Raw genomic sequence first — 21,443 nt, 5'->3', positions numbered from 1 at the left:
GAAGGAAACAAGCCCGAACAGTGGTCTGCCAACCTTCAGGAGCGCTTCATGATCCGCCCGTGTTCCCCCCGCAACGCCCCCCTGCGCCATGCCATCCGCGCCGCCGCCCTGGGCCTGGGCGTGGCCTGCGCCGGCCTGCCGCCGACCCTCGCCCTTGCCGCGCCCGCCAGCCAGAGCCAGCCGCGCGACTGGAACATCGCGGCCGGCCCGCTGGCCGCCGCGCTGGACCAGCTGGCGCGCCAGGGCGGGCTGAACCTGTCGTTCGACGCCGGCAGCCTGCGGGGCAAGACCACCCAGGGCGTCCAAGGCCGGCATGACAGCGCCCAGGCCCTGCAGATCCTGCTGCGGGGCAGCGATGTGCAGGTCCAGCAGGAAAGCGACAAGAGCTTCCTGCTGCTCCCTGCCCTGGACGTCGGCGACGCCCTGCAACTGGGCGCCACCAGCATCTCCAGCAACCGCCTGGGCGAGACCACCGAGCACAGCGGCTCCTACACCACCAGTGCGGTGACCATCGGCAAGACCCCGCAAAGCATCCGCCACACCCCGCAGTCGGTAACCGTGGTCACCCGCCAGCGGATCGACGACCAGAACATCACCAACCTCACCAACCTGCTCGAACAGACCCCCGGCGTGGTGGTCAACCTCACCGACAGCGAGCGGGTGCAGTACTTCTCGCGCGGCTACCAGATCGATGCCATCCAGTACGACGGCGCCACCGTGGTGCAGAGCAGCGGCGGCGGCTCGTTCATCCAGAGCGACTCGGCGATCCTCGACCGCGCCGAGGTCCTGCGCGGCGCCACCGGCATGCTGCGCGGCGCCGGCAACCCCTCGGGCACCGTCAACCTGGTGCGCAAGCGGCCCACCTATGAGTTCCAGGGCGAAGGCAGCGTCACCCTCGGCACCTGGGACGCCCAGCGCTACGTCGCCGACCTCTCCGGGCCGTTGACCGAGACAGGCAACGTGCGTGGCCGGGTGATCGCGGTACACGACGAGAAGGACCACTTCCAGCAATCGCGCCAGGAGCGCAAGGACGTGCTGTACGGGGTGATGGCCTTCGACCTCGACGACAGCACCACCCTCACCACCGGCCTGGAATGGACCCAGCTCGACGCCACCGGTGCCTGGGGCAACCTGCCGGCCGACTACGACGGCTCGCCGCTGCCGTTCGGCCGCAGCACCTACCTGGGCGCCGACTGGAACCGCTGGAACCGCAGCAACCTGCAGACTTTCGCCGAGCTCGAACACCGTTTCGACAACGACTGGACGCTCAAGCTGATGGCCCAGCGCACCCACTTCGAGCTGGACGACAACGGCTTCAAGCAGACCTACTTCAGCCGTGCCACCGGCACCGCCAACCCGACCCGCAACCCTTACCTGATGAGCTACCAGGTGACCGAAGGCGATGGCGGCGAGAGCCTGCAGAACAACCTCAGCGCCACCCTCAATGGCCCGTTCGATTTGCTCGGCCGCACCCACGAGCTGATGCTGGGTGTCGAGCGCATCCGCAACGACTCCTACGCCTCGGCCACCAACAACGTGCAATCGGGCGTGTTCGACATCCGCACCTGGGACCCGAAAACCAGCCTGTCCAACCCGCACATCAACATCACCGCCCACCCGGTGCGCACCCGCACCACCCAGGAAGGCGCCTACGCCACCTGGCGCATCTCCCTGGCCGACCCGCTGACCGCGATCATCGGCGCACGCGCCAACGGGTACGACTACGAGCAGGAGAACAACACCAAGGCCAGCGGCAAGTTCAGCGTCGACAACGAGATCGTGCCGTACGCCGCGCTGATCTACGACCTGAACGAGAACTTCAGCACCTACGCCAGCTATACCGAGATCTTCAACCCGCAGACCAACACCGATGCCGCCGGCTCCGTGCTCGAACCGGTCACCGGCGAAGCCTACGAGACGGGGATCAAGGGCGAGTTCTACGAGGGCCGGCTGAACACCTCGCTGGCGTTCTTCCGCATCTACCAGGTCGGCAACGCGCTGGACGACCTCAGCGGGCCGAACCCGTGCCTGCCCAACTACACCAGCGGCTATTGCAAGGTCGCCGCGGGCAAGAACCGCAGCCAGGGCTTCGAGCTGGAGATTTCCGGCGAAGTGCTGCCGGGCTGGAACGTGACCGGCGGCTACACCTACAACACCACCGAATACCTCAAGGACACCACCGGCAACAACGGCAACCCGATCCGCACCACCGACCCCAAGCGCATGCTGCGCCTGTTCACCAGCTATCGCCTGCCGGGCGAGCTGCAGGCCTGGACCGTGGGCGGCGGCGTGCAGGCGCAGAGCGACATCTACAACCGCAGCGGCAGCGCCGAAGCCTCGCAGTCGGGGTATGCGGTGTACAACGCGATGGTGAACTACCGCTTCAACGACAACTACTCGCTGCAGCTGAACGCCAACAACCTGTTCGACAAGAAGTACTACCGCCAGGTGGCGCCGACGCCGACCGGCTACTACTGGGGCGACCCGCGCAACGTGTCGGTGACCTTGCGCGGAACGTTCTGACCTGCCGCGCGATGGCTGGGGGTCAGTCCGCCACCGCCTGAAGCTTGCCCGCCCGGCGATAGGCCTGGCGGGCGAAGCACACGAACAGTCCCGCCATCAGCGCCAGCGCCATGGGCAGGCCATGGGGCGCCACATCCATCGCCGCGCCGCTGACCAGCGGCCCGACCAGGCTGCCGACACCCCACAGCAGGCCAACACTGGCGTTGGCCGTCACCAGGTCCTGCCCCCTGAAGCGCTGCCCGATCAGCACCAGCGCCAGTGTGTAGATGCCGCCCGCCACTGCCCCGAGCACCACCAGCAACGGCCACAGCAGCCAGGTCATCTGCAGCAGCCAGGGCAAGGCGATGCCGATGCTCATCGCCACCAGCCCGCATACCAGGTGCAGCCCGGTACGCTCGACCCGGTCGGCAAGCCAGCCCAGCGGCAGCTGGAAGATCATGTCGCCGGCGAACACCACGGTCACCATCAGCGCCGCCACGCCCACGGCAAAGCCGTGACTGCTGGCATACACCGGCAGCAGCGACAGCACCACGGCGTCGAAGAACGAGAAGAACAGCACCGCCACGCACAGCGCCGGGGCGACGCGGAAGAAGCCGGCCAGGCCGAAGCTCTTCTCGCCTTCGTCGCCATGCTCGACATGGTCATTGGGCACGGTGAACAGGATGCACAGCAGCGCCAGGCCGTAACAGACGGTGACCACGCCGGTCAGCCACGGACTGTCGGCGCCGAGCAGCGCCAGCAACGCCGGGCCGAGTACCTGGAAGCCGGTGAAGCTGGTGGCGTATAGGGCCATGATCTTGCCGCGGTTGTGCTCCGGGCACAGCTCGTTGACCCACGACTCGCCGAGGATGATCGCGATGCCCATGCCGATGCCGAGCCCCAGGCGCAGCAGCGCCAGCCACAGCATCGAGTCGAAGGCCCATTCCAGCAGGGCGATGCTCAGGGTGCACAGGCTGAAGCTGAGCAGGTAGATGACCCGGCGGGTCAGGTGCCGGCAGCAGGCGTCGACCATGAACGCCGAAAGCATCATGCCCGCCGCCGGGATCGCCGAGATGATGCCGATCTCCAGCGTCCCCGCCCCCGCTTCGTGCAGGCGCAACGACACCAGCGGCAGGCTCGCCCCGAGGCTGAAACCGACCACCGACACGGCGAACAACAGGCCCGCCAGCAAACGCATGTTCATGTACCACTCCTTGCAAGCCGGCGCGCAGGGGCTCTGGCCCTGGCCGACTGGAAAATCCGCTGAAAGATGTTCGAACGCAGGCGCCCGCGATCACACCGCAAAGGCGCGGGATGCAGGGGCGCGGATCAGTTCAGGGCAAGGTGTGGCGAGAAGGTGAAGGCGAACAGCACGCTGCGCCGACGCTTGAGCACCGTGTCGCTCGGCCACGCGCGGCGCGCTGTCGGGGCGACAGGCTGGCGGTGTGGGCGGAGACTACGGGTACGGCGCATTGCATCGACTACGCAGGTGGAGAGGAGGCGGCACTCTAGGGCAGGGAGTGCAGAGGCGTCAATCTGTTAGTCACAACAGTGGCTTCTGAACCAATGCTCGAGCAACCAAGGACTAGTTTGGGCCCCTGTCATAGTGCAGACTTGATACACCAGCCGTGTGAACCCTAGAACCACACTCGCCCACCATAGGGCTCGTCAGATGGGTTTTGTGCATAGGCCGCATCGAACACCATTGGGAGCCTTATGTCTCTTGACATTTTAACTGCGTAATACGCCCTTTCATGAATGACCATCACTTGACTGTGAAGACGGGAATAATGCTTGCCTTCAACCCAGCGTGAAAAGTCTTTGACGTAAACACCCATTATAGAGCCATCATAGGCAGCGAAGTTATTTGCCAGCTCGGCATATTGCGTAATATATAAGCCACGACCAGCCAACCCACCTTTTGAAAAGCTGATATCCAAACCTGATTCCAGGGACTCAACATATTGGCTCTTTGTCCCATGAAGCCCAATCAGTTGATAACCCTCGGGTATGCCGCGAGGCTTTTCAACGATATTCATGGGAAGTCTATCTGTTGTGTAAGTCCTGGTATAAGTATGACTGGTATCGTCCCTTACAATGGCAGGCAAATCTTTTTGTCTAGGCGTAGGTTGGGAAGAGCGCCGGATCGACTGCCTTAAAGACTTGAGTACAGAAATATTACCGCTTGGGTCTCGACGATTTACCGGGTCGCCTAGGCAGTACGCATATGTATTTACCCCACCCGCAGCAAAAGGACTCATGCTGTCCGGGCTACTTAACCGCATCAGAATCGGATTAAAGGCTCGATAACCATTACCCAAAAAATAATTACCGAATGGAATCTCTAGTCGCTCACCACTAAAGCCAAGTGCATTACCTGGCACAGAAAGAAAACCATACGGTAAATAGGAAAAGTTTCGCGATGAATGGGCTTCATAGACTCCAAAAAAAACAGATCGTTGTTGATCCGAAGCCAATAAAACATTGGCCGTCCTCTGGCTATTCATGACGCGCCTTCCATCGGTAGCTGGATTTTTATTATCACAACCGCGTCTAAAACAGACTACTAGCAAAAATGATAGGCCCATCTACTGGATGGGCCGATCTGATCACAACCCCCCTCAGCGCTTCCCAGTAGCCGGCAAAAACACCGCCAACAACCCAAACAACGGCAGGAACGAGCAAACCCCATACACATACTCGATCCCACGCAGATCCGCCACATACCCCAGCAGCGCCGCGCCGATGCCGCCGAAGCCGAACATCAGCCCGAAGAAGATCCCGGCGATCATCCCGACATTGCCCGGCACCAGTTCCTGGGCATACACCACGATGGCCGAGAACGCCGACGCCAGGATGAATCCGATCACCACGCTGAGCACGGTGGTCCAGAACAGGTCGGCATACGGCAGCGCCAGGGTGAACGGCGCCACCCCGAGGATCGAGAACCAGATCACCGCCTTGCGCCCGATACGGTCACCGATCGGCCCGCCGAAGAAGGTGCCCGCCGCCACCGCGCCGAGGAACAGGAACAGGTGCAACTGCGAACTGGCTACCGACAGCTGGAACTTCTCGATCAGGTAGAAGGTGAAGTAGCTGGTGAAGCTGGACATATAGAAGTACTTGGAGAACACCAGCAGGCCCAGCACCACCAGCGCCAGGATCACCCGCTGGCGCGAGATGCCGTGGGTGGCCTGCACCGCCTTGCGCGCCTTGGCCTGGTTGAGGTGCTCCTTGTACCAGCGGCGCAGCATCAGGGTCACGGCGAAGAAGAACAGACCGGCCAGGCCGAACCAGGCGACATGGGTCTGGCCGAAGGGAATCACGATCGCCGCCGCCAGCAGCGGGCCGAGCGCGGAGCCGGCGTTGCCGCCGACCTGGAAGCTCGACTGGGCCAGGCCGAAGCGCCCGCCGGAGGCCAGCCGGGCGATGCGCGAGGTCTCGGGGTGGAAGGTCGACGAACCGATGCCCACCAGCGCCGAGGCCAGCAGGATCATCGGGAAGCTGCCGACGAAGGCCAGCATCACGATACCCACCAGGGTGCACAGGGTGCCTAGCGGCAACAGGTTCGGTGTAGGCCGCTTGTCGGTGAAAAAGCCCACCCACGGCTGCAATAACGAGGCAGTGATCTGGAAGGTCAGGGTGATCAGGCCGATCTGGGCGAAGCTCAGGTCGTAGTTGGCCTTGAGCATCGGGTAGATCGCCGGCAGCACCGACTGGATCAGGTCGTTGATCAGGTGCGCCAGGGCGCAGAAACCGATGATGCGCATCACCAGCGGCGAGGCCTGGTTTGCCGGGCTGCTGGCGCTGGAAGTCGTGGTACTGCTGATGGCCATGGGCTGGATGTCCGTCCGCGGGTTGGGATCCGATTATCGTGAAACAAATAGATACGAAGCTACCTTTTTATTTCGGCGAGCCTTCCATCCGACACGTACTTGTAAATAATTCTCAATATATTTAGCATCCTTTCTCCTCTTCCCTGTAAATGCGGGGCGAAACCGCCCTCCCCCTGCGAGCAGACCGATCCCATGAGCCCGATGCCCGCCTTGCAGCCAACGCCCGACCCCGAGCAGGAAGCCCTGGACTGGTTCTCGCGCCTGCGCCAACCCGGCTGCGACGAGGCCCTGCGCCAGGCATTCGCCAGCTGGTGCCAGGACCCGCTCAACGCCAGGGCCTATGCCCAGCTCGAAGCCTACTGGCAGCAATTGCAGGTTCCAGCGGCGCGCCCGCGACCACGCATCGCCAAGGTCCGCCGCAGCTGGGCCGGGTTGTGCCTGGCGCTACTGTTTCTGCTGCTGGTGGGCGCATTGGCCTGGCTCTACTGGCCCGTGATGCAGCGCCTGGGCAGCGAACTGCACACCGACAGCGGCGAGCGCCGCAGCGTGCGCCTGGCCGATGGCTCGACCCTGCACCTGGACAGCGCCAGCGCGATGAATGTCGACCTGCGTGGCCGCACCCGCCAGTTGCACCTGGTGCAGGGGCAGGTTTACCTGGAGGTGATGCTCGATGGCCGTGCCCTGGAGGTGCAGGTCGATGACACCCGGATCCAGGTGTTCGGCACCCGCCTGCAGATCGCCCGCCATGCCGACTACGACGAACTGGTGGTGTTCGCCGGCAAGGCTGCGGTGTTGCAGGGTGGCGACCAGCGCCTGGTCAATGCCGGCGAGCGGGTGACTTTCAGCGAAAGCCGCATCAATCCGGTCGAGAAGATCGACGCCAAATTGGCCGATGCCTGGCGCAACGGCCAGTTGAAGGCCAGGAACCTGCCGTTGAGCGAAGTGCTGGAACGCCTGGCCGATTACCGAGGCCAGCGTGTCTTGATGCTGAACGAGCAGGCCACCTACCAGCGGGTCAGCGGCGATTTCGACCTCGACCACCCGGCGCAGAGCCTCGAGCGCCTGGCTGCCGATCAGCAACTGCGCCTGCACAACCTGCTCGGCCACTGGCTGGTCGTGCGCTGAAGCGCCCTGCCCGGCTAAGTTTTTGAAAGGTTGGAAATTTTTTTTGAAAACGTTGTTGACAGGATCGCGATTCGAGCTAATAATGCGCGCCAAGTTGGCTACATAGCTCAGTTGGTTAGAGCATAGCATTCATAATGCTGGGGTCCGGGGTTCAAGTCCCTGTGTAGCCACCACCTTCTAAAAGGGCTTATCGAAAGATAAGCCCTTTTTCTTTGCCTGCGAAAAATCTACTTCACACCCGCCACGACCACGGCCAGCCCCAGCCCGATCAACGCCACGCCGATGACCCGATCGACCACCACCTGTCGCTCGATCATCGCCCGACGCAACAGGTGATTGGAGAAAAACACCGCCACCAGGCTGAACCACACCCAATGGGCGAACGACATGAACGCGCCATAGGCGAAGTCCAGTGCCAGTGGGCTGCCGGGCTGCACCACCTGGGTGTAGGCACTGACCACGAAGAGCATGGTCTTGGGGTTCAACGCATTGGTCAGAAAGCCCGTGCGTAATGCACTGGCCACACTGGCCTCGCTGTGCGCCAGGCCTTCGAGGCTTATGCGCGTGGTGTTGGTCAGCGACTTGTAGCCCAGGTACACCAGGTAGCCCGCCCCCACCACCTTCATGGCCACAAACAGGGTTGGGCTCTGGCTGATGATCACGGCGAGGCCGAACACGGTGTACAGCACATGCACCTGCACGCCCAGGGCAATGCCTACCGCCGCGGCGAGGCCGGCCTTGCGGCCCTGTGCATAACTGCTGCGGGTGACCATGGCGAAGTCGGCGCCGGGGCTGATGACGGCCAGGAGGGTGAAGAGGGCGACGGCGATGAGTTCGTTCACGAACAGGTATCCTCGATAAAAATTCACGGAAGATGGGATTATCCTGTTGCTTTGAACGAGTAAAAATCGATTTATAGTGAGGCTAATCTGCTAGTTTTCCTGACATATCCTCATCACATCCAACGGTGCCCGCGATAGCGCCGGAACAGGCCAGCACATGAAACTGCCTCCCCTCACCGCCTTTCGCTACTTCGACATCGCTGCCCGAACCGAAAGCTTCGTACGCGCCGCCGAGCACCTGCATGTGACCCACGGCGCCGTCAGCCGCCAGGTGCGCCTACTTGAGGAAAACCTCGGCGTGGAGCTGTTCGAACGGCGCAACCGGGCGATCTTCCTCACCCGCGCCGGGCGCGACCTGCAGGCCACCACCCAGGCGATCTTCGAGCAGTTGGAAGGCGCCGTGCAGCGCCTGCACCAGCAAGCCCACGACAACGTACTGGTGGTGTCCTGCGAGCCGACCATCGCCATGCGCTGGCTGATCCCTCGCCTGCCGCGCTTCCATACCCGGCACCCGGACCTGCAACTGCATTTGGTGGCCGCCGGCGGCCCGGTGGACTTCGCCCGCAGCGGCATCGACCTGGCCCTGCGCCGCGATGACTTCCACTGGGACCGCCAACTGCACAGCCTGAAGATCTGCGATGAATGGATCGGCCCGGTCGCCACGCCGGATCCCAAGGGCCAACGCCTGCTGCACAGCGCCACCCGCCCCGATGCCTGGGCCACTTGGCTGCGCCTGAGCGGCCAGGATATCCGGCACCCGGCGCGCAGCGACTTCGAGCACTTTTACCTGTCGATCCAGGCCGCCAGCGCGGGCATGGGGCTGGCCATCGCCTCGGCGCTGATGGTCCGCGACGAACTGGACAATGGCCAGCTACAGGCGCCGTACGGCTTCCTGCGCGATGGCTCCGGCTACCACCTGCTCAGCCCGCAACCACTGGATGACGGCAGCAAGCGCCAGCGCTTCGCGCAGTGGGTCGGCGACGAGTGCCGGGCCTGCCTGGCTCACCTGGGCTTGCTGCAGAACGACGAGCCGGCCCCACCGTCACCGCCCCAGGTGCGATAGCCGGCCGTGTCGATATGGATGCGCCCCGATGGGTAACGGCCAAGGCCCATGTTCCAGGCCTGGCCGTGCTGCTGCCAGAAGCGGCACAGCGGGCTCGGGTCGACCCCGCGCGGTAGCAGCAGGTCGACGGCGAAGGCGCGCATGTGCGCACTGCTCGGCGCGCCGCCGGCACAGGCATTGAGCCGGGGATCGCGGTAGGCCGACACCACTTCGAACTGACGCAGGATGCCCTGGCGGTCCAGGGTCTGGATCAAGGCCAGCGTCGAGCGCACCGCCGGCCAGTGGCTCGCCGGTGGCACCGCGAAGGGCGAGGCCTTGCACAGGCGCCAGTCCGAGGCCGAGCGCAGCAACTGATGGATCGGCACCACGCCATATAGCCGGGCCTCCACCAGCATTTCACGAAACTTGCGGTTCTCGTGATCCCCGGCCCATTGGGCGAACATCCACACATCGCGCTCATCGGCCTGGACCGCACCCAGCCCGATCAGCGCGCTAGCCAATAGCCATGTCCTGGCGCTTTTCATTGCCCCACCTCTTCATCCACCATGGGCGCGCCCGCCATCCCGGCGGCCACTGACAAGGAGTTAAGCATGCACAAGATTGCTATATCGGGCCTGGCCGCCCTCACCTTCAGCGGCCTGGCCATGGCCGACGCGCAGATCGACCTGGGCGATGCCCAACGGGTCACCCGTTTGTTCGCCTACCCCAACAACTGCAACGTGATCTGCTACCGCGACTGGACACTCGAACAGACGGTCGAGCACTACCTCACCCAGAGCGTGCAACGCGATGGCTACGCCAACGCCAAGGTCACGGTAAACCGCGACAACGACAAGCTGCACGCCAGCATCACCGGCGTGCCGGCCACCTACACCGCCCCCTTGCGCAAGCTGCTCGACAGCGGCGAGCTGGCCTACCAGGGCGCCACCCGCCTCAACCAGAAAGGCGGCTGGGACTACAGCTGGTACCTGTTCCTGCCCCTGGGCATGGCCCTGGAAAACCGCCGCAGCGTCGAGTTGCTGCACTTCCCGCCGGACTACTCGCTGACCCGCTACCAGGACTACCTGAAGTCCAACACCACCGACCGCTGGGCGCAGCTGCTGACCTTCAACGGCGTCGAGGCCACCCAGACCCCGGCCTACCAGACCATCGTCGACATCGCCCCGATCGCCGCGCCGGCCAGCGCGGGCAAGGATCTGGAAGGGGTCTACAGCTACTTCAACGACTACCAGGTGCGGATGGTCAAGGAAGTGGCCCTCACCCACGACGGCAAGGCCGCCTTGCCGATGGTCGCCTTCGGCGCGCCGGTACGTGCGTGGATCCAGCAGCAGTACGGGCCAAAGGTCAACGTGCTGGGGCTGGTCAGCATCGCGCCGGAGCCGGACAGCGCCAAGGTACCGGTGCTCGGCGCCAACCATCCGAGCGCGATCTGGTACGCGGCCGATCCGAAAAGCTACGACGGCGATCAGGACAAGGCCGACGCCGCCGGCTTGAAGATGATGGGCCAGGACCTCTCCGCCGCCTGCTGGCAGGCCGGCATGGGGCGCAACCCGCAGGCCGACGCCAAGCTCACCCTGCAGGCCTGCACCAGCAAGTGGCAGGTGACCCAGAAGAAGCAGACCTGCGAGCTGTTCTACCGCACCATCCGCGACATGACGCCGGAACAGGCGGCGGCCAAGTGCAATACCGGGACGGTGACGCGCAGCCTGCGAGATCTGCGCAAGCCGATCGAAGTGGCCCCCCCGCAGATCTGAGCCGACTGCTCACGCGATCCCTGCAGGAGCGGCCCTTTCACGGCACGAGGCCGCTCCCACAAGGGATAGTTCCCTGCGCGACAGCGCATCCTGAAGGGCTGGTTTATCCCCTACAGGGCATAGCGCTCAGTCTTCGAGCAACGTACAGGCCATCACCAGTGCGTCTTCCCGCCCACCCGCCACCGGGTAGTAGTCACGGCGCCGGCCAATCTCGTTGAACCCATAGCGCTCATACAGGCGATAGGCCGACTGGTTGCTGGCGCGCACTTCGAGGAAACACTCGCGGCCATTGAGCTGGTAGGCCCGCGCCATCAGGTGCTCGAGCAGGCGCAAGCCCAGCCCGCAGCCCTGGTTTTCCGGCTTGACGGTGATGTTGAGCAGGTGCGCCTCATCGATGATCACGTTGATCACGCCATGGCCGACCTGCTGCTGGCCAACGAACATCAGCCACACTTCGTAGGACTTCAGCGCATCCTGGAAGATGCCGCGGGTCCAGGGGTGGCTGAAGGCGGCATATTCGATCTTAAGCAGGGCATCCAGATCCGCCTCGGTTGCCGGGCGGAAACTGATCGAGTCACTCATTCAACGCTCTTCCAGCGCGCCATCAGCTGGCGCATGGCTTTCCAGACGTCCGCCTTGCGTTGCGGTTCGTCCATCAACAGTTCAAGGCCGGGCAAGGCCCAGGCGCTGCCGAGCAGGTCGACCTCGAGTTCTTGGTAGTAGGCTTGGGCATCGGCCTGGCCGGCGAAGCGGATGGCCGGCAGACCGAGCAGCCACAGGCAGGTGCACGGTGCCTCTTCCAGGCGCGCGGCGATGAAACCCTGGACGAAGTCGCGAGCGGCGTCCGGGCCCTGGTCCATGTTGCCGCGCATCAGCAACGGCCAGCGCACCGGCTCGCCGATGATCTGGGGCGCATCCGGCAGGCCGGCGGCGCGCAGCATGTCCTTGAGCAGCAGGTACGACGGATCGCGGCTCTGGAACGGCTGGCCGGTGGCCAGCTCCACCAGCAGCAGGCAACTGCCGGCGCGCAGCAATTGCAGGGCAAAGCGTGGTGGCGGTACCGGCGCCGGGCGTGGCGCGGGGGCCTCCTGCTCGGCCTCGACCGGCTTGGCGGCCGGTTTCGGCACGCTGCCCGGGCGCGGGATTTCGATCTTCGGCCGCTCGGCGCGCGCCTGGGGAGCAGCCGGGGTGGCGCTCGGCGCAGGCGTGGGGGCGGCTGGACGCACCTCGAAGTCGACGTCCTCAACCGGCGCCACCGGCAACAGCAGCTCCGGCCGCGACGGGGCGGCGAACGGCAGTTCGGCGCGCGGCAGCCAGTGCACCACTTGCATGGCGGACAGGTAGGCGCGGCGGCGGGACTCGATCAGCAAGGCGCGGGTATCCGGTGGACGAAATCAGGCGGGCATTCTAACGCCGTTGCCCAGGATGCGCCGCAACAGATTGTCAGCCAGCGCGGGCCAAGCCCGCTCCGACGGGGTGAATCCCCCTTTGAGCATCAGGGTTATCCCCATAACAGACCAAGGGGTGAAATCCTCCCCCTTGGATGCAGTACAATCGCCCCTTTTATTTGGCAACGAGTCGACCCGCCAATGATCGAACCCAAGCGCGTCCTGCGCGCCCTAGCCGAACACTGGGCCCTGATCGAGCCGCTGTGCGAGCGCTTCGACCAGGGCACCCTGAGCCTGGTCGAGCTGCGCCAGCAGCTGGCCCGCCAGCAGGTGGAAAGCACCCCGCAGGACATCACCCAGCTGCTCGACGTGTGGATCCGCCTGGACATCCTGGTCCCGGTGGCCAAGAGCCCGAACCGATTCGAGCTCAACGCGCAGATCCACGACTTCCTCGCCTACCTGCGCCGCGAACACCGGCTGGGCCTGTGCCTGGAGATCGAGGCCTACCTGCGCCACCTGGAACGCCTGGCCGGGCATATCCAGGACGCCTTCGACAACCGCGACAGCGACGACCTGGCGCGCCAGTTGCGCCTGCTCGACATGCGCGTGCGCGACGTGCTGAAGAAGCTCGACAACGACGAGCAGGCGCTGGTGGCCGTGGCCGAGCGGGCCAAGACCAGCAACCGGCAGATCCCCCTGCGCCAGCGCTACGCCGAAGTACTGGCGACCTGGGACGAGTACGTCGAGCCGATGATCCAGCTGGTCAATGCCGACGGCGCCTTCGAGCAGGGCGTGCGCAAGGTCGAGACCGTGCTGCTGCGCCTTTTGGGCGAGCAGGCGCGCCTCGGCCACCTGGTCGACGACGACATGCTGCTGCGCACCCATGCGCGCATTCTCGAAATGCAGACCAGCGCCCAGCTGACCCTGCGTCACGCCCGCGAACTGCTGCTGCCGCTGCGTGAAGAAGCGCGCCGGCACAATGCCGTGACCCGTGGCGCTGCCCTGGCCTTGTCGGTGATCCGCAAGAAGGGTATCGACGCCGTGCCGCAGGCCGCCATGCCGCTGTTCACCCGTCCGCAGAGCACCTTCCTCGGCAGCGCCAGCCAGGTCGAGGCGTACGTCTACGCCCTGGCCCGCTTCGAGCCCAAGCCTGCGCGCTTCCCCAAGGCGCACAAGACGCAAAAGGGCCCGCTGCCCCGTGCCCCGCGCACGGTCAAAGAGATGCTCGAACGCTGCGAGGACGCCCTGCCGCTGCCGGACCTGATGGTCTGGCTGCTGGAGCAGGAACCCGAGGGCGCCACCGACGAGTTGCTGTACTGGTTCTCGCGCCTGTCGCGCGAGAAGCGCTTCAGCCGCGAGCGCCTCGATCGCCAGCAATACCTTACCCGCGAACACCTGGTCAGCCTGCGCTCCTTCGCCCTGACCTCCAACCGCGACAACAAGCCGGCGACCCCGACCGAATCCACCGCGAGCCCCGTCCATGCATCTTGATCTTTCCGAACTGTCCCAGCTCGCGCCGATCTTCCGCGAGCTGTTCAAGGGCTTCCACATCAGCCGACGCGATCCGGAGCTGTACGCCCAGCTGTCGAACTTCCAGGACCAGTACCGCACCCTGTTCAAGGCCCTGGGCTTCGAACTGGTCTGCGACACCCGCGGCTTCTACTACTTCGTCCCCGAGCAGGCCGCCGCGCAGGTCAACAAGACCGCCCAGCGCCTGTCGCTGTTCACCTTCATCCTGGTCGAGCACCTGGCCGACCAGGGCCGCGACCCGATGGCCGTGCTCGACGGTGGCAGCATCGGCCGCGACGAACTGCCGTCGCTGCTCGACAAATACCGCGACCTGTTCCTGCAAGCCGAAGTGCAGACCGTCGACGAGCTCGAAGAAAAGATCATGCGCCGCATGACCCAATTGGGCTTCGCCTTCGAAGAGGGCGGCATCTACCGCTTCATGCCGCCGATGCACCGTTTCCTCGACGTGTGCCTGTCGGTCCAGCAGGACCGCGACCTGGCCGCCACCCTGCACAGCGACCTGCCGCTGCCGGTGCCCGTGCTGGTGGTGGAAGAAACCCCCGAGGAACTCAACCGCACCGACGACCCGCTCGACCTCACCCCGTTCGATGGCGAGGAAAGCGAAGAGGACGCCCTGGCCCGGGCGATCCGCGAAGAGCAACAGGAGATTGACGCATGAGCCAGGAACGCTACGGCATCCGCCGCTTCGCACTGCTCAACACCGCCGGCTACAGTCTCGGCCTGTTCCCCCTGGAACACCCGCTGTCGGTCTATGGCGCCAACAACCTGGGTAAATCGGCGTCGATCAACGCCCTGCAGTTCCCGATCCTGGCGCGCATGTCCGACATGAGCTTCGGCAAGTACAGCCTGGAACAGTCGCGCCGCTTCTACTTCGCCAGCGACACCAGCTACATCCTCACCGAGCTGAACCTGCCCCACGGCCCGCATGTGATCGGCGTGGTTGGCCGCGGCCCGGGCGGCGGCTTCGGCCACCAGTTCTTCGCCTACCAGGGCGAGCTGGACCTGGCCCACTACCAGAAAGACGACACCTGCCTGCGCCAGAAAGAGCTGTTCACCAACCTCGAGCGCCATGGCCTGAAAGCCTACGAGCTCAAGCCGGATGAACTGCGCCGGCTGCTGGTCGGCGGCCACACCTCGGTGCCGCTGGACCTGACCCTGATCCCGCTGCGCTCGACCAGCGAGCAGAGCCTTAAGACCTTCCGCGCACTGTTCATCAACCTGCTGCACATGCGCGAGATCACCGCCGCCAAGCTCAAGCAGCTGTTCCTCGATGCCTTCGAGCACAGCCTGCGCTCGGGCAGCGTCGACTACATCGCCGCCTGCGAAGAGGCCTTCCGCGACGTGCGCCGCATGGAGGGCGACTACAACGCCCTGGTGGCCGCAGGCCCGCTGGTCGAGGCCCTGGCCGGCGGCGTGGCCCAGCGCGACATCCTGCGCGGCAAGCTGCACCGCATCTCGCCCTTGCTCGACAACCTGCTGGGCACCTGGCAGGAATACGCCATGGCGCGCAAGGAAGAGCTGACCATCCAGGCCGAGCACTACCGTGGCGAACAGGACCGCCTGCAGAACGACCAGCGCGGCGGCACCCAGGAGCTGATGCGCCTGGAACGGGAGATCACCGGTATCCAGCGCTGGCTGGGTGAGCTGTCGGTGCTCAAGCACCGCTTCGCCCTGGTCACCGACGTCAAGGTGCTGGAACAGCAGCTGCTGGCCGCCAAGGACGCCCACGACGAACTGGCCGGTGCCCTGGCCCAGTCGCGTCAGTTCTCCGCCGAAGACCTCGACGAGCGCGTGCGCGACCTGGAAAAACGCGTCAAGGCGGTCAAGCAGCAACTCGACCACGCCGACAACAACAGCTATGCCCGCCTGCGCGAAGAGTTCTCGCAGCAGGACGTCGACCGCCTGATGCGCCTGTTCAACGGCGCGCTGTTCAGCCTGCCGCTGGGCGACCGTGGCATCGAGCTGGACGACAGCGATGTGTGGGTGAAGACCCTCGAAGGCGTGCTCGACCGCTTCAAGGGCGAACGCTTCGAAGTGCCGGGCCTGTCCATCGACATCTCGCACATCGACCCACCCGCGCTGCAGGCCCTGGCCGACCGCGCCGCCCTGCGCGACCAGAAGGAGCGCCTGGAAAAAGAACTCAAGCAGCTCAAGACCCAGCAGGCCGTGGCCCTCGACCGCGCCGCCAGCAAGGCGCAGACCGAGGCCCTGTACCAGCAGGTGCTGGATGCGCAGAAGGCCCTGGAAGACTTCCGCCGTACCGAGACCCTGGCCGCCGAAGAGCCGGAGAAGATGGAGCAACTGGGCCAGCTGGAAGCCGCCCAGGATGAGCTCAAGCGCTCCAGCGACGCCTTCACCGAGCGCGTCCAGCAGCTGTCGGCCAAGCTGCAGCTGGTGGGTCGGCAGATCGCCGACCTCGAAGCCAAGCAGCGCACCCTCGAAGACGCCCTGCGCCGCCGCCAACTGCTGCCGGCCGACCTGCCGTTCGGCACGCCGTTCATGGAAGCCATCGACGACTCCATGGACAACCTGCTGCCGCTGCTCAACGACTACCAGGACAGCTGGCAGGCGCTGCAGCGCGTGGACAACCAGATCGAGGCGCTGTACGCCCAGGTGCGCCTCAAAGGCGTGGCCAAGTTCGACAGCGAGGACGACATGGAGCGCCGCCTGCAGCTGTTGATCAACGCCTACTCGCACCGCACCGAGGAAGCGCTGACCCTGGCCAAGGCCCGCCGCGCCGCGGTCACCGACATCGCCCGGACCCTGCGCAACATCCGCAGCGACTACGACAGCCTCGAGCACCAGCTGGCGCTGTTCAACCGCGAGATCAACAAGCGCCAGGTGTCCAACCTGGAGAGCTTCCGCGTGGTGCTGGCACCGAACAAGGAAGCGCTCCGGCACATCGACCAGATCATCCACAGCGCCGGCCAGTACGAAGAAGGCGAAACGCTGTCGGTGTTCGACCTGACGCAAAGCGCCGAACAGGATCACAAGAACGAAGAGGCCAAGGAGTACCTGGCGCGGCTGGTGGCGGCCAACCACAACCAGCTGGGTCTGAAGGACCTGTTCGAACTGGCCTTCGAGATCACCAAGATCAACAGCCAGCCGGTGATCCACGCCGACATCGACGGCGCCGCGTCCAACGGCACCACCATGACCATCAAGGCGCTGACCAACATGTACCTGTTGCTGCACCTGATGGACCGCGACCTGGCCGGGCGCATTCGCCTGCCGTACTACCTCGACGAGGCGGCGGACATCGACGAACGCAACCAGGCAGCATTGCTGGAGACCAGCCAGCAGCTGGGCTTCGTGCCGATCCTGGCGAGCGTGAAGCCGCAGGTGTCGGCACGGGTGGCGATCGACCTGGAAGGCGGCAGCGGGCCGAATGGCATCTACATCGACGAAGCGGACTGGAAGTACATCAGCCGTCGCGACGAGGTGAAGGCGATCGTGCGTGAGGATGAGGCCGAGGAATTGGCCTGACATCTGTGCACTGGGGCCGCGTTGCGGCCCTTGTGTCGCGAAAGGAGGCCGAAGGCCTCCCTGCTATCTATCGGGTTATTGCTGTGCCCAAGGCACGATCGGAATCGCCGTCACCGCATTTTGCGGGCTGCCTTCGATCAGGCGATCGCTATACACCAGGTACACCAGCGTATTGCGCTTCTTGTCGAGAAAACGCACCACCTGCATGGTCTTGAACACCAGCGAGGTGCGCTCCTTGAACACTTCCTCGCCATCCTTCAAGTCACCCTTGAAGTGGATCGGCCCGACCTGACGGCAGGCGATCGATGCCTCGGCACGGTCCTCGGCCAACCCCAAGCCCCCCTTGATACCCCCAGTCTTGGCCCGCGACAGGTAGCAGGTCACGCCGTCGACCTTCGGATCATCGAACGCCTCGACCACGATACGGTCGTTGGGCCCGACGAACTTGAACACGGTGGACACCTGGCCGATCTCCTCGGCCCCGGCCAGCATCGGCAGCAGCAGCGCCGCCACGGCAAACATCCTTTTCAGCACGGTGATCTCCTTCAGACCAGGACCAGGTTGTCGCGGTGCACCAGCTCAGGCTCGGCGCTGTAGCCCAGCAGGCTCTCGATGGCGTCGGACGGCTGGCCGATGATCTTCTGCGCCTCCAGGGCGCTGTAGTTGGCCAGGCCACGGGCCACTTCCAGGCCGTCGGGGCCGACGCAGACCACCATCTCGCCGCGACGGAAGCTGCCCTGCACGGTCTTCACGCCCACCGGCAGCAGGCTCTTGTTCGATTCGCGCAAGGCCTTCACGGCGCCGTCGTCGAGCACCAGGGTGCCACGGGTCTGCAGATGGCCGGCCAGCCACTGCTTGCGCGCGGCGAGCATGCCGCGCTCGGGCGACAGCAGGGTGCCCAGGCGCTCGCCGGCCTTGAGGCGATCCAGCACGCGCTCGATACGGCCACCGATGATGATGGTATGGGCACCGGAACGGGCGGCCAGGCGCGCGGCGCGCAGCTTGGTCTGCATGCCGCCGCGGCCCAGGGCGCCGCCGGTGCCGCCGGCCACGGCATCCAGCGAGGGGTCGTCGGCACGGGCTTCGTAGATCAGCTGGGCTTCGGGGTTGTTGCGCGGGTCGGCGTCGAACATGCCGTCGCGGTCGGTGAGGATCACCAGCAGGTCGGCTTCCACCAGGTTGGCCACCAGCGCGGCCAGGGTGTCGTTGTCGCCGAAGCGGATCTCGTCGGTGACCACGGTGTCGTTCTCGTTGATCACCGGCACCACGCCCAAGTCGACCAGGGTGCGCAGGGTGCTGCGGGCGTTGAGGTAACGCTTGCGGTCGGAGAGGTCGTCGTGGGTCAGCAAGATCTGCGCGGTGTGCTTGCCGTGCTCGCCGAAGCTCGACTCCCAGGCCTGCACCAGGCGCATCTGGCCGATCGAGGCGGCGGCCTGCAGCTCGTTCATCGCGCTCGGTCGCGAGGTCCAGCCCAGCTGGCTCATGCCGGCGGCCACGGCTCCGGAGGAGACCAGCACCAGTTCCACGCCCGCTTCGCGCAGGGCCACCATCTGCTCGACCCATACCGCCATGGCGCCGCGGTCGAGGCCCTTGCCATCGGCGGTCAGCAGCGCGCTACCGATCTTCACGACCCAGCGCCTGGCGCCAGTCACCTTGCTTCGCATCTTCTCTTCCAACCTATGTCGAATCTGTAGATACCGTGGATACAAAAACGCCGCTCCAGAGAGCGGCGTTTAGTGTACTGCAACCGATCAGTCGCGCACGTAAATGATTTCCGGGCCGTCTTCGTCGTCCTCGAAATCATCCCAGTCGTCATCGTCGCCGATGTCGTGCACGCTCTTGACACCGGTGCGGCGCAGGGTGCGGGCATCGTCCAGGGCCTGCAGCTGGGCGCGGGCCTCGTCCTCAATGCGCTGGTCGAGCTCGGCCAGTTCCTCGGCGTAGGCCGGGTCGTTGGCCAGGCGGTCGGCGCGGTCCTCGAGGTAGCGCATCAGGTCGTGGCTGAGCTTCTCGGTGCCCTGCTTGGCGATGGCCGAGATCACATAGACCGGCCCCTCCCAGTTCAGGCGCTCGACCACTTCCTTGACGCGCTCGTCACGCTCGTCGTCCATGATCATGTCGGCCTTGTTCAGCACCAGCCAGCGCTCACGGTCAACCAGTGCAGGGCTGAACTGCGCCAGCTCGTTGATGATGATCTCGGCGGCATCGGCCGGGCTGCTGCCGTCCAGCGGCGCCAGGTCGACCAGGTGCAGCAGCACGCGGGTACGCGCCAGGTGCTTGAGGAAGCGGATACCCAGGCCGGCGCCTTCGGAGGCGCCTTCGATCAGGCCGGGGATGTCGGCGATGACGAAGCTCTTCCAGCGGTCAACGCTGACCACGCCCAGGTTCGGCACCAGGGTGGTGAACGGGTAGTCGGCGACTTTCGGCTTGGCGGCCGAGACCGAACGGATGAAGGTGCTCTTGCCGGCGTTCGGCAGGCCCAGTAGGCCGACGTCGGCCAGGACCTTCATTTCCATCTTCAGGTCGCGCTGATCACCGGGCTTGCCCGGGGTAGTCTGGCGCGGCGCACGGTTGGTGCTGGACTTGAAGCGGGTGTTGCCCAGGCCGTGCCAGCCGCCCTGGGCGACCATCAGCTTCTGGCCCGGGGTGACCAGGTCACCGATGACTTCCTGGGTGGCTGCGTCGATCACGGTGGTGCCCACCGGCACGCGCAGGAACAGGTCGTCACCCTTCTTGCCGGTGCAGTCTGTGCTGCCGCCGTTGGAGCCGCGCTGGGCTTCGTGGTGACGGGTGTAGCGGTAGTCGACGAGGGTATTGAGGTTCTCGTCGGCCACCATGTACACCGAGCCGCCATCGCCACCGTCACCGCCGTTGGGACCGCCGTTCTCGATGAATTTCTCGCGGCGGAAGCTCATGCAACCGTTGCCGCCGTCACCGGCCTTAACCCGGATCGATACTTCGTCTACAAACTTCATTCAAAACCGCCTCTCGTCGGATGACGAGTCGAAAACCAGAAAACCATGAGGCTCTTGCGAAGATGAGCGCGGCGGCCCCGTACGAACCAGAAACCAACGCCGGCAGCCCATTCAAACAGCTTTGCAAGAGGCTCACCACAAACGAAAAAGCCCCGTCGCATGACGGGGCTTCTGGAGCGACGTCGCGATTAAGCGGCGACGATGCTCACGTAACGGCGCATGAACTCGCCTTTCTTCTCGAACTTGATCACGCCTTCGATCTTGGCGAACAGGGTGTGATCCTTGCCCATGCCAACGCCGTAGCCAGCGTGGAATTCGGTGCCGCGCTGACGGACGATGATGTTGCCCGGCTTGATCACCTGGCCGCCATACATCTTCACGCCAAGGCGTTTAGATTCTGAGTCGCGACCGTTACGAGTACTACCACCAGCCTTCTTGTGAGCCATGGTTCAATTCTCCAATAAATTCAGGGGATCGGGGCGATTAAGCCTGGATACCGGTGATTTTGATTTCGGTGAACCACTGGCGGTGGCCCATGCGCTTCATGTGGTGCTTACGACGACGGAACTTGATGATGCGAACCTTGTCGTGGCGGCCTTGCGAAACGACTTCGGCCACTACTTTAGCGCCAGCAACAACTGGAGCGCCGATGGTGACTTCTTCACCGTTGGCGACCAGCAGAACGCGATCGAAGGTCACGGATTCGCCAGTGGCGACTTCCAGTTTTTCGATCTTGAGGAATTCACCTTCAGCGACTTTGTACTGCTTGCCGCCGGTAACGATTACTGCGTAAGACATGGTATTTCTCCGATAATCCTGCTCACCCAGCGCTTTATATGATGAGTATTGGCTGGCATGGCTGCACAGGGCTGGAACGGCCCGGTGCAATTGCGTAAGGCAGGTGCTGCCCAGGAAAGTTAGGGTGCGCGATTGTACGCAACC

At 64.5% G+C, this 21,443-nt stretch carries 19 protein-coding genes and 1 tRNA gene; 8 read left to right on the top strand and 12 right to left on the bottom strand.

Annotation, left to right across the window (positions count from 1 at the left end; translation table 11 throughout):
* The first annotated feature begins 48 nt into the window (after positions 1 to 48).
* Positions 49 to 2,523: a TonB-dependent receptor gene (locus CC207_RS18575; RefSeq protein ID WP_088852543.1), complete on the top strand. Its 2,475-nt coding sequence runs from the start codon at positions 49 to 51 to the stop codon at positions 2,521 to 2,523.
* A gap of 22 nt (positions 2,524 to 2,545) precedes the next feature.
* Here CC207_RS18575 and CC207_RS18570 read toward each other — a convergent pair whose 3' ends face one another.
* The 3 genes from CC207_RS18570 to CC207_RS18560 form a co-directional block, all read right to left on the bottom strand.
* Positions 2,546 to 3,706 (bottom strand): MFS transporter, encoded by a 1,161-nt coding sequence (locus CC207_RS18570; RefSeq protein ID WP_028691163.1) that lies wholly within the window; start codon positions 3,704 to 3,706, stop codon positions 2,546 to 2,548.
* 433 nt (positions 3,707 to 4,139) lie between these two features.
* On the bottom strand, positions 4,140 to 5,009 hold the full coding sequence (locus CC207_RS18565) for an RHS repeat-associated core domain-containing protein (RefSeq protein ID WP_256582120.1): 870 nt from the start codon (positions 5,007 to 5,009) through the stop codon (positions 4,140 to 4,142).
* A gap of 114 nt (positions 5,010 to 5,123) precedes the next feature.
* Positions 5,124 to 6,338: an MFS transporter gene (locus CC207_RS18560; RefSeq protein WP_088852541.1), complete on the bottom strand. Its 1,215-nt coding sequence runs from the start codon at positions 6,336 to 6,338 to the stop codon at positions 5,124 to 5,126.
* Positions 6,339 to 6,539: 201 nt separating this feature from the next.
* On the opposite strand from CC207_RS18560, the gene CC207_RS18555 reads away from it, so the two are divergent.
* Positions 6,540 to 7,463: a FecR domain-containing protein gene (locus tag CC207_RS18555; protein ID WP_088852540.1), complete on the top strand. Its 924-nt coding sequence runs from the start codon at positions 6,540 to 6,542 to the stop codon at positions 7,461 to 7,463.
* A 96-nt stretch (positions 7,464 to 7,559) separates the two neighbouring features.
* A tRNA-Met gene (locus CC207_RS18550) sits at positions 7,560 to 7,636 on the top strand.
* Positions 7,637 to 7,690: 54 nt separating this feature from the next.
* Here the strand turns inward: CC207_RS18550 and CC207_RS18545 are convergent.
* Entirely contained in the window at positions 7,691 to 8,305 is a 615-nt protein-coding gene (locus CC207_RS18545; RefSeq protein ID WP_062364697.1) for a LysE family translocator, read from the bottom strand.
* Positions 8,306 to 8,462: 157 nt separating this feature from the next.
* On the opposite strand from CC207_RS18545, the gene CC207_RS18540 reads away from it, so the two are divergent.
* Complete coding sequence (locus CC207_RS18540) at positions 8,463 to 9,368, top strand: LysR substrate-binding domain-containing protein (protein ID WP_028691167.1); 906 nt, start codon at positions 8,463 to 8,465, stop codon at positions 9,366 to 9,368.
* Here CC207_RS18540 and CC207_RS18535 read toward each other — a convergent pair.
* Positions 9,308 to 9,892: a D-Ala-D-Ala carboxypeptidase family metallohydrolase gene (locus CC207_RS18535; protein WP_028691168.1), complete on the bottom strand. Its 585-nt coding sequence runs from the start codon at positions 9,890 to 9,892 to the stop codon at positions 9,308 to 9,310. The two genes, CC207_RS18540 and CC207_RS18535, sit on opposite strands and share 61 nt — an antisense overlap.
* A gap of 66 nt (positions 9,893 to 9,958) precedes the next feature.
* On the opposite strand from CC207_RS18535, the gene CC207_RS18530 reads away from it, so the two are divergent.
* Entirely contained in the window at positions 9,959 to 11,122 is a 1,164-nt protein-coding gene (locus CC207_RS18530; protein ID WP_088852539.1) for a hypothetical protein, read from the top strand.
* A 126-nt stretch (positions 11,123 to 11,248) separates the two neighbouring features.
* On the opposite strand, the gene rimI is transcribed toward CC207_RS18530, so the two are convergent.
* Both rimI and CC207_RS18520 read right to left on the bottom strand, forming a co-directional pair.
* The gene (gene rimI, locus CC207_RS18525) at positions 11,249 to 11,704 is read right to left on the bottom strand and encodes a ribosomal protein S18-alanine N-acetyltransferase (protein WP_028691170.1); all 456 of its coding nucleotides are present in this window, start codon (positions 11,702 to 11,704) and stop codon (positions 11,249 to 11,251) included.
* Positions 11,701 to 12,492: an energy transducer TonB gene (locus CC207_RS18520; RefSeq protein WP_069017847.1), complete on the bottom strand. Its 792-nt coding sequence runs from the start codon at positions 12,490 to 12,492 to the stop codon at positions 11,701 to 11,703. The genes rimI and CC207_RS18520 overlap by 4 nt, the downstream gene beginning before the upstream one ends.
* Before the next feature lie 219 nt (positions 12,493 to 12,711).
* Between CC207_RS18520 and mksB the strand changes: the two genes are divergently transcribed.
* From mksB to mksF, 3 genes are read left to right on the top strand one after another with little or no spacing between them, the layout of a single operon-like run.
* Positions 12,712 to 14,001: an Mks condensin complex protein MksB gene (gene mksB / locus CC207_RS18515; RefSeq protein WP_028691172.1), complete on the top strand. Its 1,290-nt coding sequence runs from the start codon at positions 12,712 to 12,714 to the stop codon at positions 13,999 to 14,001.
* Positions 13,991 to 14,698: an Mks condensin complex protein MksE gene (gene mksE / locus CC207_RS18510; RefSeq protein ID WP_011532174.1), complete on the top strand. Its 708-nt coding sequence runs from the start codon at positions 13,991 to 13,993 to the stop codon at positions 14,696 to 14,698. The genes mksB and mksE overlap by 11 nt, the downstream gene beginning before the upstream one ends.
* Positions 14,695 to 17,526, top strand: a complete 2,832-nt coding sequence (gene mksF / locus CC207_RS18505; RefSeq protein WP_028691173.1) for an Mks condensin complex protein MksF — start codon at positions 14,695 to 14,697, stop codon at positions 17,524 to 17,526. The genes mksE and mksF overlap by 4 nt, the downstream gene beginning before the upstream one ends.
* Before the next feature lie 75 nt (positions 17,527 to 17,601).
* Here the strand turns inward: mksF and CC207_RS18500 are convergent, their stop codons facing one another.
* The 5 genes from CC207_RS18500 to rplU all read right to left on the bottom strand — a co-directional run bounded on the left by CC207_RS18500 (position 17,602) and on the right by rplU (position 21,299).
* On the bottom strand, positions 17,602 to 18,048 hold the full coding sequence (locus CC207_RS18500) for a CreA family protein (RefSeq protein WP_139121132.1): 447 nt from the start codon (positions 18,046 to 18,048) through the stop codon (positions 17,602 to 17,604).
* A gap of 23 nt (positions 18,049 to 18,071) precedes the next feature.
* A complete protein-coding gene (gene proB, locus CC207_RS18495) occupies positions 18,072 to 19,190 on the bottom strand; it encodes a glutamate 5-kinase (RefSeq protein WP_028691175.1) in 1,119 nt (372 codons plus the stop codon).
* Positions 19,191 to 19,277: 87 nt separating this feature from the next.
* Positions 19,278 to 20,501, bottom strand: a complete 1,224-nt coding sequence (gene cgtA, locus CC207_RS18490) for an Obg family GTPase CgtA (RefSeq protein ID WP_028691176.1) — start codon at positions 20,499 to 20,501, stop codon at positions 19,278 to 19,280.
* Between the two features lie 188 nt (positions 20,502 to 20,689).
* Positions 20,690 to 20,947: a 50S ribosomal protein L27 gene (gene rpmA, locus CC207_RS18485; RefSeq protein ID WP_003247464.1), complete on the bottom strand. Its 258-nt coding sequence runs from the start codon at positions 20,945 to 20,947 to the stop codon at positions 20,690 to 20,692.
* A 37-nt stretch (positions 20,948 to 20,984) separates the two neighbouring features.
* Positions 20,985 to 21,299: a 50S ribosomal protein L21 gene (gene rplU / locus CC207_RS18480; RefSeq protein ID WP_003247466.1), complete on the bottom strand. Its 315-nt coding sequence runs from the start codon at positions 21,297 to 21,299 to the stop codon at positions 20,985 to 20,987.
* Positions 21,300 to 21,443 lie beyond the last annotated feature (144 nt).

The organism is Pseudomonas sp. DrBHI1 (assembly GCF_002205115.1).
Lineage (GTDB): Bacteria > Pseudomonadota > Gammaproteobacteria > Pseudomonadales > Pseudomonadaceae > Aquipseudomonas > Aquipseudomonas mosselii.
The sequence above is the reverse complement of the archived record's forward strand: the minus strand, read 5'-3'. Positions and strand labels throughout refer to the sequence as shown.

What these genes read in the sequence shown, in the direction of transcription:
- CC207_RS18575 (WP_088852543.1), top strand. Translation starts at nt 49, where the DNA reads ATGATCCGCCCGTGTTCCCCCCGCAACGCCCCCCTGCGCCATGCCATC.
- CC207_RS18570 (WP_028691163.1), bottom strand. Translation starts at nt 3,706, where the DNA reads ATGAACATGCGTTTGCTGGCGGGCCTGTTGTTCGCCGTGTCGGTGGTC.
- CC207_RS18565 (WP_256582120.1), bottom strand. Translation starts at nt 5,009, where the DNA reads ATGAATAGCCAGAGGACGGCCAATGTTTTATTGGCTTCGGATCAACAA.
- CC207_RS18560 (WP_088852541.1), bottom strand. Translation starts at nt 6,338, where the DNA reads ATGGCCATCAGCAGTACCACGACTTCCAGCGCCAGCAGCCCGGCAAAC.
- CC207_RS18555 (WP_088852540.1), top strand. Translation starts at nt 6,540, where the DNA reads ATGCCCGCCTTGCAGCCAACGCCCGACCCCGAGCAGGAAGCCCTGGAC.
- CC207_RS18540 (WP_028691167.1), top strand. Translation starts at nt 8,463, where the DNA reads ATGAAACTGCCTCCCCTCACCGCCTTTCGCTACTTCGACATCGCTGCC.
- CC207_RS18535 (WP_028691168.1), bottom strand. Translation starts at nt 9,892, where the DNA reads ATGAAAAGCGCCAGGACATGGCTATTGGCTAGCGCGCTGATCGGGCTG.
- CC207_RS18530 (WP_088852539.1), top strand. Translation starts at nt 9,959, where the DNA reads ATGCACAAGATTGCTATATCGGGCCTGGCCGCCCTCACCTTCAGCGGC.
- rimI (WP_028691170.1), bottom strand. Translation starts at nt 11,704, where the DNA reads ATGAGTGACTCGATCAGTTTCCGCCCGGCAACCGAGGCGGATCTGGAT.
- mksB (WP_028691172.1), top strand. Translation starts at nt 12,712, where the DNA reads ATGATCGAACCCAAGCGCGTCCTGCGCGCCCTAGCCGAACACTGGGCC.
- mksE (WP_011532174.1), top strand. Translation starts at nt 13,991, where the DNA reads ATGCATCTTGATCTTTCCGAACTGTCCCAGCTCGCGCCGATCTTCCGC.
- mksF (WP_028691173.1), top strand. Translation starts at nt 14,695, where the DNA reads ATGAGCCAGGAACGCTACGGCATCCGCCGCTTCGCACTGCTCAACACC.
- CC207_RS18500 (WP_139121132.1), bottom strand. Translation starts at nt 18,048, where the DNA reads ATGTTTGCCGTGGCGGCGCTGCTGCTGCCGATGCTGGCCGGGGCCGAG.
- proB (WP_028691175.1), bottom strand. Translation starts at nt 19,190, where the DNA reads ATGCGAAGCAAGGTGACTGGCGCCAGGCGCTGGGTCGTGAAGATCGGT.
- cgtA (WP_028691176.1), bottom strand. Translation starts at nt 20,501, where the DNA reads ATGAAGTTTGTAGACGAAGTATCGATCCGGGTTAAGGCCGGTGACGGC.
- rpmA (WP_003247464.1), bottom strand. Translation starts at nt 20,947, where the DNA reads ATGGCTCACAAGAAGGCTGGTGGTAGTACTCGTAACGGTCGCGACTCA.
- rplU (WP_003247466.1), bottom strand. Translation starts at nt 21,299, where the DNA reads ATGTCTTACGCAGTAATCGTTACCGGCGGCAAGCAGTACAAAGTCGCT.